Here is an 8035-nt window from a genome sequence, read left to right as displayed (position 1 = left end):
CATCCGGACAGCGCGGGCGGCCTCGCCGTCCGGCTCGGGCTTTCCGCGGTGCGTAACCTCGGGACCGAGGCCGCGGAACGGATCGTGGCCGAGCGCGAGGCCCACGGTCCCTTCCGGGACCTGGCCGACCTCGGGCAGCGAGTCCGGCTCGACACCCCGGCGCTGGAGGCCCTGGCCACCGGGGGCGCCTTCGCAGCCTTCGGACAGGACCGGCGCGAAGCACTCTGGGCCGCCGGTGCCGCCGCACGCCAGCGCCCCGAACACCTCCCGGGCAGCGCGCCCGGCCTCCAGTCGCCGCCCCTGCCCGGCATGACCGTCGTGGAACTCGCCGCCGCCGATGCCTGGGCCACCGGCATCACCCCGGGCACGCACCCCGTCGAACACCTCCGCACCCACCTGAACCGGCTCGGTGCGCTGTCCACCGCCGAAGTCGCCGCCGTACCGGACGGCACCCGGGTGAAGGTCGGCGGAGCGGTCACCCACCGGCAACGGCCCGCGACCGCAGGCGGCATCACCTTTCTCAACCTCGAAGACGAAACCGGCATGCTCAACGTCGTCTGCGACACCGGTTTCTGGACCAGGTTCGGCCGCATCGCCCGGGCAAGCCCGGCCCTGCTGCTGCGCGGCATCGTGCAGGCCACTCCCGAAGGTGTGGTGAGCCTGCGCGCCGACCGGGCCGAACCCCTGCGGCTGTCCGCCGCCCACACCTCCCGGGACTTCCGGTAGAGGCCCGGCCACGGCAAAGTCTGGTCCGCTCGCGGTGTACGGCGCGCCCGCCGGGCGAGTCCCACGCTCGTGCGCTTGTGTCCCACCCTCAGGCAGGTGAGTTGCCCGCTCGGGCGGGGATGGGTGCCGTGAGGGGGTCCCTCACGGCACCGGGCGGCCCTGGTTGCAGGTGGGTCACCGCGGAGAAAGGCGCCCTCGCACGGGCCTCACAGTGGGACTCAACCGCACGAGGGTGGGACACAAGCGCCGGAAGGTGGGACTCGCCCATGTGCTGGTTCAGCGGAACAGGCTGATCACCTTGCCGAAGGGCTCCAGGCTCGGCCCTATCGCGGTGAGATAGGTGATCCCGTAGGTTTCCCGGTACTCGTGCAGGGTTTCCGCGATCTGCTGCGCCGAGCCGTGCAGCACGCCGGGCAGGGCGAGCAGTTCCTCGTCGGACAGGGCCGGGTAGAACCGGCGCGTCATGCTCAGGTCCAGCTCCTCGCCGTCCAGGTGCACCGCGCTGATCAGCAGGCTCAGCTCCAACCGGTCGAAACGATCGCCCGCGGCCTTGCGCACCACCTCGATGCGGTCGGTCAGCGGTTCCACCCCACCCGACGGGGCGGTCCGGACGCCGGCGATGGCGACGATGTCCGCGTGCCGGGCGGCCATGCCCAGGACGCGGTCGCCCTGGCCCGCGATCATCACCGGCACGCGGCGGCCTGCCTCACCGAGCAGCCGGTTCACCTCGACGGTGGTGTGCTCGAGGTGGTCGATCCGCTGGCGGGCGCTGGGAAACGGGAGTTCGGCGGCCGCGAACTCCTCGGCCACGTAACCGGCGCCCAGACCGAGCTCGAACCGGCCGTCGCTCAGTTCGTCCACCGCGGCCACGTCCCTGGCCAGCAACGCGGGCTTGTAGAAACCCGCGTTCAGCACCAGCGTGCCCAGCCGCGGCCGGGTGGTCACCTCGGCGGCGGACATCAGCGCCGGGAACGGTGCGGGCATGCCCAGATGGTCGGGGACCAGCAACACGTCGTAGCCGAGGTCCTCGACCCGCCGCGCGGTGTCCTGCCACTCCGGGCGCGAACCGGCGGCCAGAATGTTGACGCCGAACCGGAAGTCCTTGCCTGTCATGAAGATCCTCTCGTCGTGGTCCGCCGAACACCGTACTGGGGCGGACGCCCGGCCAGAATCGATTTACCGATCTCCGGCACCGTGATCGGCGACACCCGTGCCGCGCGGCGGGCGGCCGGACGAGCGGGGACACTGGACCCATGAGGCGTCTCGTCGCCGCCACGCTGGCCGCGGCCGCACTCGCCGGATGCGCCGCGGACGGCGGCGGTTCCGCCCTCGAACCGCCCGCCACGACCCGGTCCGGCCCGGCCGCCGTGCCGCATCGCGTGCGCGACACCGACTGGCCCACCTACCACCACGACAACGCGCGAACCGGCGTCGCGCCGGGATTCGCCGCGCCGGGACCGCTGTCGCAGGCATGGTCGGCGCGGCTCGACGGCGCGGTCTACGGCCAGCCCCTGGTGCTCGGGGAGACGGTCGTCGCCGCCACCGAGAACGACACCGTGTACGCGCTGGCCGCGGCGGACGGGCACGTCCTGTGGTCGCGTCACCTCGGCTCCCCGCAACCACTCGCGGGCCTGCCGTGCGGCGACATCGACCCGCTGGGCATCACGGGCACGCCCGCCTACGATCCCGCGACCGGCCTGGTGTTCGTCGTCGCCGAGCTCACCGGCGGGACCCACCTGCTGGCCGGACTGGACCTCGCCACCGGGGACGTCGCGCTGAGCAGGCCGGTGGAACCGCCGCGCGGCACCCCGTCGGCGCACCAGCAGCGGGCGGCGCTCACCGTGCTGGACGGCTCCGTCTACCTCGCGTACGGCGGCCTCTACGGCGACTGCGGCGACTACGTCGGTTCCGTCGTCGCGGCCCCCACCACGGGTCTCGGGCCGCTGCGCACCTACGCCGTGCCCACCACCAGGGAAGGGGGAATCTGGGCCCCGGGCGGCGCTTCCGTCGCCGCGGGGAAGCTGTACTTCGCGGTCGGGAACGGTGAATCCACCTCCGCCTACGACCACAGTGATTCGATACTCGCCCTCTCGCCCGAACTGGCACTGCTCGACGCGTTCAGCCCCGCCGAATGGGCCGACGACAACGCCCACGACCGTGACCTGGGGTCGATGGGACCCGTCGTGGTGGGTGGCCACGTCTACGCCGACGGCAAGCGCGGCATCGGCTACGTGCTGGACGCGACGCGCCTCGGCGGGATCGGGGGCCAGTTGTCGGCGCAGCCGGTGTGCGCCGCCTACGGCGGCGGATCGGTGGACGGCGGCCGGATGTACCTCCCGTGCCGCGACGGTACCCGCGCGGTGGATCTCGATCCCGCCGGGCGGCTCACGGTGCGGTGGCGGGCTCCGGTCCCGGCCGACGGTTCACCCACGGTGGGCGGCGGCGCGGTGTGGACCGTCGACACCCGTGCCGGTGTGCTGTATGCGTTGGACACGGCGACGGGCGCCGTGCGGGGCCGGCTCCCGGTGGGCGCGGTGCCGCATTTCGCTTCGCCCAGCCTGTCCGGTGGCCGCGCCTATCTCGGCACGATGTCGGGCGTGGTGGCCGTCGCGGGGGCCTGAGCCCCGGCCGGTACCGGCACCCGAAGCGGGGTGGCGAGCCGCCACAGCCCGGCGTGGGAATCCGTGCCCGGTTCGGCGTGGTAGGCCACGATCCGCAGGCCGGTGGAGGAGGCCGGTTCCAGCACTTCGTAGTCGAGGGAAAGCCGCCCCGCGACGGGATGGTCGAATTCCTTCTGCCCGCTGGTCTTGCGCCGCACGTCCCGTTGCTCCCATTCGCGGGCGAACGCCGGGCTGACCGCCAGCAGTTCGGCGATCAGTGCGCGCAGTGCCGGATCGTCGGGGCGATGTCCGGCGGCGGCCCGCAGGTGCGCCGCCGAATCGGAGGCGATCTCGTCCCACCGCACGAACAGTTCCCGCGCGGCCGGGTCGGTGAAAACGAAACGCGTGTTGTTCGGCGCGCGGTCGCCGGGGACGAGGTGCGGGAACAACGCGGCCGCCATCGGGTTCCAGGCCAGCACGTCGCTGACGCGGTTGATCACGTATGCGGCGGTGGGCTCGGCGAACATCGCGAGCAGCCGCTGCGCTTCGGCAGGCACCTTTTCCCGTCCTGCCCTCGGGTCGGTGTATTCGCCGAGCGCGAACAGATAGGCCCGCTCGTCCTCGTCGAGCCGGAGCGCCCGGGCGAGCGCGTCCAGCACGCTGATCGACGGGTGCGGCGACCGCCCCTGCTCCAGGCGGGTGTAGTAGCCGGCGCTCACGCCCGCGATGCGGGCGACCTCCTCCCGCCGCAACCCGGTGGTGCGCCGGGGCCCCTCCGCGTGAAGGCCTGCCTCGGCCGGGGCCAGTGATCCTCTCTTGTCCCTCAGGAAAGCGCCCAGCTCACGAGCGCGCGCGGCAAGCCTCACCATGATCACATTGTGCCCGATGGATCCGGGTGCCCCTGACAGGTACACCCTGAATGGTTCACTTCCCGCCTTCCCTGCGGCACGCTGTGCGGCGCAACCGGACGAGGAGGAGTGGACGATGGCTCAGGCGGACGATCGGGCGGCGATCGTGGAGACGTGCAACCGGATGGGGTGGCACGCCGACCGGCGCGAATGGGACGAACTGGCCGGGATCTTCGCCGACGAGGTGCTGCTCGACTACACGAGCCTCAACGGCGGCGAGCCCGCGAAGCTCTCGCCCGCGCAGATCACGGCCGCCTGGGCGAAGGTGCTGGGCGGTTTCGACGCCACCCAGCACCTCATCGCGACCCACCTGGTCACCGTCGAGGGTGACACCGCGGTGTGCACGGCGAACTTCCAGGCCACGCACCGCCTCGCGAACCCATTCGGCGGTCCACTGTGGACGCTGGGTGGGCACTACCGCTTCGGTCTCGTGCGCTCGGGTGAGGCGTGGAAGATCACCGCGGTGGTGATGACCGCGACCTGGGCGGACGGCAACCGGGACCTGATGGCACTGGCAGTGAAGCAGGCACCCGCACCAGGTAAGGAGTGATGGCTCGATGTCCTCGATCCGTCTCCGTCCCACCGCCGACGCGATGGCCGGGCAGACCGACCCCGCTGCGGGCCGATCAGCAGTGTGAAGGAACAGACGCTGCCGCACTACGCGGAGCGACTGGCGGACGCCGGTTACACCCGCCCTCACCTTCGACCCCCGCAACTTCGGGGAAAGCGAAGGCCTGCCGCGGTTCCGGTACGACCCGAACGCCGTGATCGAGGACTACGCGAACGCCGTCGGCCACCTGTTCACCCGGGACGGCATCGACCACGACCGGATCGGCCTCGTCGGTGTCTGCATGGGCGGCGGTTACGCGGTTTCGCTCGGCGCGCGGGACAAGCGGCTCAAGGCCGTGGTGAGCATCGCCGGTGGCTACGACATCGGCGGCACCTTCCAGCAGTTCCTCGGGGTGGACGGCTTCGCGACCTACTACCGTTCCATCGCCGAACTGGTGCAGCGGCAGTACGAAAGCGGCGAGATCGCCTACGTTCCCACCATCGCCAAGGCCCTGTCGGCGGAGGTCCCGGTGGCGGTGATGCCGAACGAGGAGGCCTACAGCTACTACGACCGGACATTCCGGACGGACGCGCCGAACTGGTCCGGGAAAATGACGGCGGATTCGCTCCTGCCGTACTTCACCTACAACGCGGTCGCTCACGCGCCGCTTGTGGCACCCACGCCGTTGATGATCGTCCACGGCGCCACCGACACCGCCCTGCTGCCCGAATACGCGCAGCAGGCCTACGAGGCGGCCCAGGGGCGCAAGGAACTGGTGTGGATCGAAACGCACAACCACATCGAGCTCTACGACCAGGCCCCGTATGTCACGGAAGCCGCCGCGCACGCGATCCGCTGGCTCGACGAGCACCTCGAGAAAGGCCGCTGAAGATCGTTCTTCGGTTCCCTCGCGGCACGCGATACTGGTCCGGTGAAACCGGACCAGTATCGCGTGGGCGAGGGCCCGCCGACCGCCGGGACGGACGCGGCGCGTCGCGCCATGGCGCAGGTCGCGGCGGTGTCCACCGGCGGGCCGGTGGACCCGTCGTGGCGGGTAACGCTGCACTTTCACCCCGACCGGCTCGTGGCCGGGATGCCGATCCTGGAGCGCATGGCCCGGGATGGGGTGTACCGGTCGCAGTTCGAGACCGGCACCGGCAACGGAGGGCTGACCGCATACCCCGGCGGTGAGCGCCGGCGGTGGGAGAGCCGCCTCTTCGGCGGGGCGTACGACGACGCACGGCCGGTGGACCGGCCCAAGTACGGCTCGCTGAACTTCCGTCGGCGGCGGGTCGGTGGGTCCCCGCGCTTCGGCTCCGCGTATCTGCGTCTTGCCGGGCACACCATGGACCGGACGACTTTCTGCTACCCGGACAGTGTGTTCGAGCCCGGCCATTTCGGTGTGGCGTCCCAAGCCTCCACGCTGATCGAGTTGGCCGAGGGGGATGACAAGGACCCGCTCGACGACTACATCGAAGCCCACGTGCACGGCGTGGTCGACCTTCATCGCGACGTCGACGCTCTCGTCCTCGATCCGTGCTATCGCGGCACCCCGGTGGAGGCCGCGGCGGCCCATTTACCCTGCGCGGTCGAATGGCACGGCGGCTTCGCGCTGACCACGGCCGAACTCCGCCGCCATCCCTCGTATCGCGGAGCCGAGTTCGTGGCCCTCGGTGTTTCTCTTGCCCGGCAGGGTCGTCTCGATCCACGGATCATCGGCGAGGCGGTACGCACCGCCGCGTACGACGAGCAGGACCTCAAACGGGTGTGGCACTACGTGGCGAGGTTCGGCACTCCCGAGATGCGGGGGATAGCCCAGACGCGCTGGTAGGTGTCGAAAAGCCAGCGGTTCAGCCGGTCCTCGTCGGGCGTCTTCGGCAGGTCCGAGGTGTCCACCAGTCGCAGCAACCGCGCCTCCAGATCCCCGGCCGCGTCGAGGGCTTCCCGCTCGGAGTGCCTGCCCTGACGGAGATCCCTGATCCAGGTGAGCCACGGCTCGGGCATCGGCAGGGTGATCCGCCCGGTTTCCAGCAGTTCCACACCCTGCACGCCGAGCCGCACCATGTGCCCGGCGAACTTCGTGTCGAACCCGTACCGTTCGACGAGGTGCGGCCTGCCGGCGTTGGTGCCGCGCTGCATCCTGGCGCGCTGGCTGCGCAGGTAACCGATGAACCGGTGACCGGCTTCGCGGGACACCACCATTTCCGGGTTCGCGCGGAGTTCCGCACCGATTTCGGTTATCGAAACCACCTCGCTGTCCGGGGTGAACAGGGGAATGAGGATGGTTGGGTTGCCCTTGGCCGCCAGCCGCATCCACTTCCGCAGCGAATACACCACCAGATCCAGGTCGTCCGGGCCCGACGGCTCGTTGGCGTTCCCGGTCCGTTCGGCGGCACTGCGGTAGATGTACTGCTCGAACCGGCGAAGACCGACCACGTACTCCGGTGGTTCGACGCACAGGCCCATCTCGTCCCGGTCGTCGCTGCCGGCGATCGCGGTGCCGTGCACGCCGGAACCGACCTGGGTGCGCAAAACCGTGTGGCGCTCGGCGATCGCGGCGAACTCGGGGCAGGTGTGTTTCATGGGACCGGAAGACCTCCTTGCAGGGCTCTTTGATAGCGCAGGACCGGGGTTTCCGTCGATCCGATTTCTGGCTACCGAACCGGCCGGGGACACGACCTCGGCGCGGGGAACGGAACGAACGGCCGTAAGGGCACCGCACCCGGCCGGACAGGCCCGGGAAACGCCTGAATCCGGCAAAGTGAACAATTCGTTTTCCCGCCTTGCCGCCGGAACCGGTCTCCGGTTGGATCCATCCCACAGGGGTCGTCGACCATTTCAGCCGAGGTGATCACGGTGGCGAATGTGCCGAAATCGGACATTTCGAATATCGTCCGCAAGGCGGAGGAGGCGAAGACGCGGCTGCAGCAGCTTTCGGCGACTCTGACGAGCAAGGACGGTGCGGCTACCGTGACCGTGAACGCCAGCGGCGCGCTGCAGCGGCTTTCCTTCGGTCCTCGCGCGCAGGGCGTCCCGCTCGACCAGCTCGCGGCGACGGTGCTCGCCACGGCCCAGCGTGCCCAGGCCCAGGCGGCACGCCGGATCACCGAGGTGATGGCGCCGCTGATCGGCGCCGACAGTGACGCGATGAAGTTCCTGGAGGAACAGCTTCCGGCGCCGGAGGTGCCCGAGGAGCAACCGCAGGTGGTGCCGCAGCACGGTTTCGTCCTCAACGAGGAACAGCAGAACAC

General features: G+C 70.5%; 8 protein-coding genes and 1 pseudogene. 6 read left to right on the top strand and 3 right to left on the bottom strand.

The window, feature by feature from the left end; translation table 11 throughout:
- Window positions 1–726, top strand: a 726-nt coding sequence (locus FNH05_RS26265; protein ID WP_186382747.1) for a helix-hairpin-helix domain-containing protein, incomplete at its 5' end; no start/stop codon positions are given.
- A gap of 276 nt (window positions 727–1002) precedes the next feature.
- Here FNH05_RS26265 and FNH05_RS26260 read toward each other — a convergent pair.
- Window positions 1003–1839 carry a TIGR03621 family F420-dependent LLM class oxidoreductase gene (locus tag FNH05_RS26260; RefSeq protein WP_144591392.1) on the bottom strand — a complete coding sequence of 279 codons (837 nt, stop codon included), beginning with the start codon at window positions 1837–1839 and terminating at the stop codon, window positions 1003–1005.
- A gap of 140 nt (window positions 1840–1979) precedes the next feature.
- Here FNH05_RS26260 and FNH05_RS26255 point away from each other — a divergent pair, with 140 nt between their 5' ends.
- Entirely contained in the window at window positions 1980–3347 is a 1368-nt protein-coding gene (locus FNH05_RS26255) for an outer membrane protein assembly factor BamB family protein (RefSeq protein WP_144591391.1), read from the top strand.
- Here FNH05_RS26255 and FNH05_RS26250 read toward each other — a convergent pair.
- Entirely contained in the window at window positions 3302–4195 is an 894-nt protein-coding gene (locus FNH05_RS26250; protein WP_144591390.1) for a helix-turn-helix transcriptional regulator, read from the bottom strand. The two genes, FNH05_RS26255 and FNH05_RS26250, sit on opposite strands and share 46 nt — an antisense overlap.
- A gap of 115 nt (window positions 4196–4310) precedes the next feature.
- Between FNH05_RS26250 and FNH05_RS26245 the strand changes: the two genes are divergently transcribed.
- The 3 genes and pseudogenes from FNH05_RS26245 to FNH05_RS26235 all read left to right on the top strand — a co-directional run bounded on the left by FNH05_RS26245 (window position 4311) and on the right by FNH05_RS26235 (window position 6615).
- A complete protein-coding gene (locus tag FNH05_RS26245) occupies window positions 4311–4784 on the top strand; it encodes a nuclear transport factor 2 family protein (protein WP_144591389.1) in 474 nt (157 codons plus the stop codon).
- A gap of 145 nt (window positions 4785–4929) precedes the next feature.
- Window positions 4930–5673 (top strand): annotated as a pseudogene (locus FNH05_RS26240) (alpha/beta hydrolase); the annotation flags it as partial.
- A gap of 111 nt (window positions 5674–5784) precedes the next feature.
- Window positions 5785–6615, top strand: coding sequence for a DUF3626 domain-containing protein (locus tag FNH05_RS26235; RefSeq protein ID WP_144591394.1), 831 nt, complete (start codon window positions 5785–5787; stop codon window positions 6613–6615).
- Here the strand turns inward: FNH05_RS26235 and FNH05_RS26230 are convergent.
- Window positions 6558–7367 (bottom strand): nucleotidyltransferase domain-containing protein, encoded by an 810-nt coding sequence (locus FNH05_RS26230; protein ID WP_144591387.1) that lies wholly within the window; start codon window positions 7365–7367, stop codon window positions 6558–6560. The two genes, FNH05_RS26235 and FNH05_RS26230, sit on opposite strands and share 58 nt — an antisense overlap.
- 273 nt (window positions 7368–7640) lie before the next feature.
- On the opposite strand from FNH05_RS26230, the gene FNH05_RS26225 reads away from it, so the two are divergent.
- On the top strand, window positions 7641–8035 hold a 395-nt coding region (locus tag FNH05_RS26225), incomplete at its 3' end, for a YbaB/EbfC family nucleoid-associated protein (protein ID WP_246127945.1).

The sequence above is a fragment of the Amycolatopsis rhizosphaerae genome (assembly GCF_007713715.1).
GTDB lineage: Bacteria > Actinomycetota > Actinomycetes > Mycobacteriales > Pseudonocardiaceae > Amycolatopsis_E > Amycolatopsis_E rhizosphaerae.
This window is presented reverse-complemented; position numbering and strand designations above follow the sequence as displayed.

What these genes read in the sequence shown, in the direction of transcription:
- FNH05_RS26260 (WP_144591392.1), bottom strand. Translation starts at nt 1,839, where the DNA reads ATGACAGGCAAGGACTTCCGGTTCGGCGTCAACATTCTGGCCGCCGGT.
- FNH05_RS26255 (WP_144591391.1), top strand. Translation starts at nt 1,980, where the DNA reads ATGAGGCGTCTCGTCGCCGCCACGCTGGCCGCGGCCGCACTCGCCGGA.
- FNH05_RS26250 (WP_144591390.1), bottom strand. Translation starts at nt 4,195, where the DNA reads ATGGTGAGGCTTGCCGCGCGCGCTCGTGAGCTGGGCGCTTTCCTGAGG.
- FNH05_RS26245 (WP_144591389.1), top strand. Translation starts at nt 4,311, where the DNA reads ATGGCTCAGGCGGACGATCGGGCGGCGATCGTGGAGACGTGCAACCGG.
- FNH05_RS26235 (WP_144591394.1), top strand. Translation starts at nt 5,785, where the DNA reads ATGGCGCAGGTCGCGGCGGTGTCCACCGGCGGGCCGGTGGACCCGTCG.
- FNH05_RS26230 (WP_144591387.1), bottom strand. Translation starts at nt 7,367, where the DNA reads ATGAAACACACCTGCCCCGAGTTCGCCGCGATCGCCGAGCGCCACACG.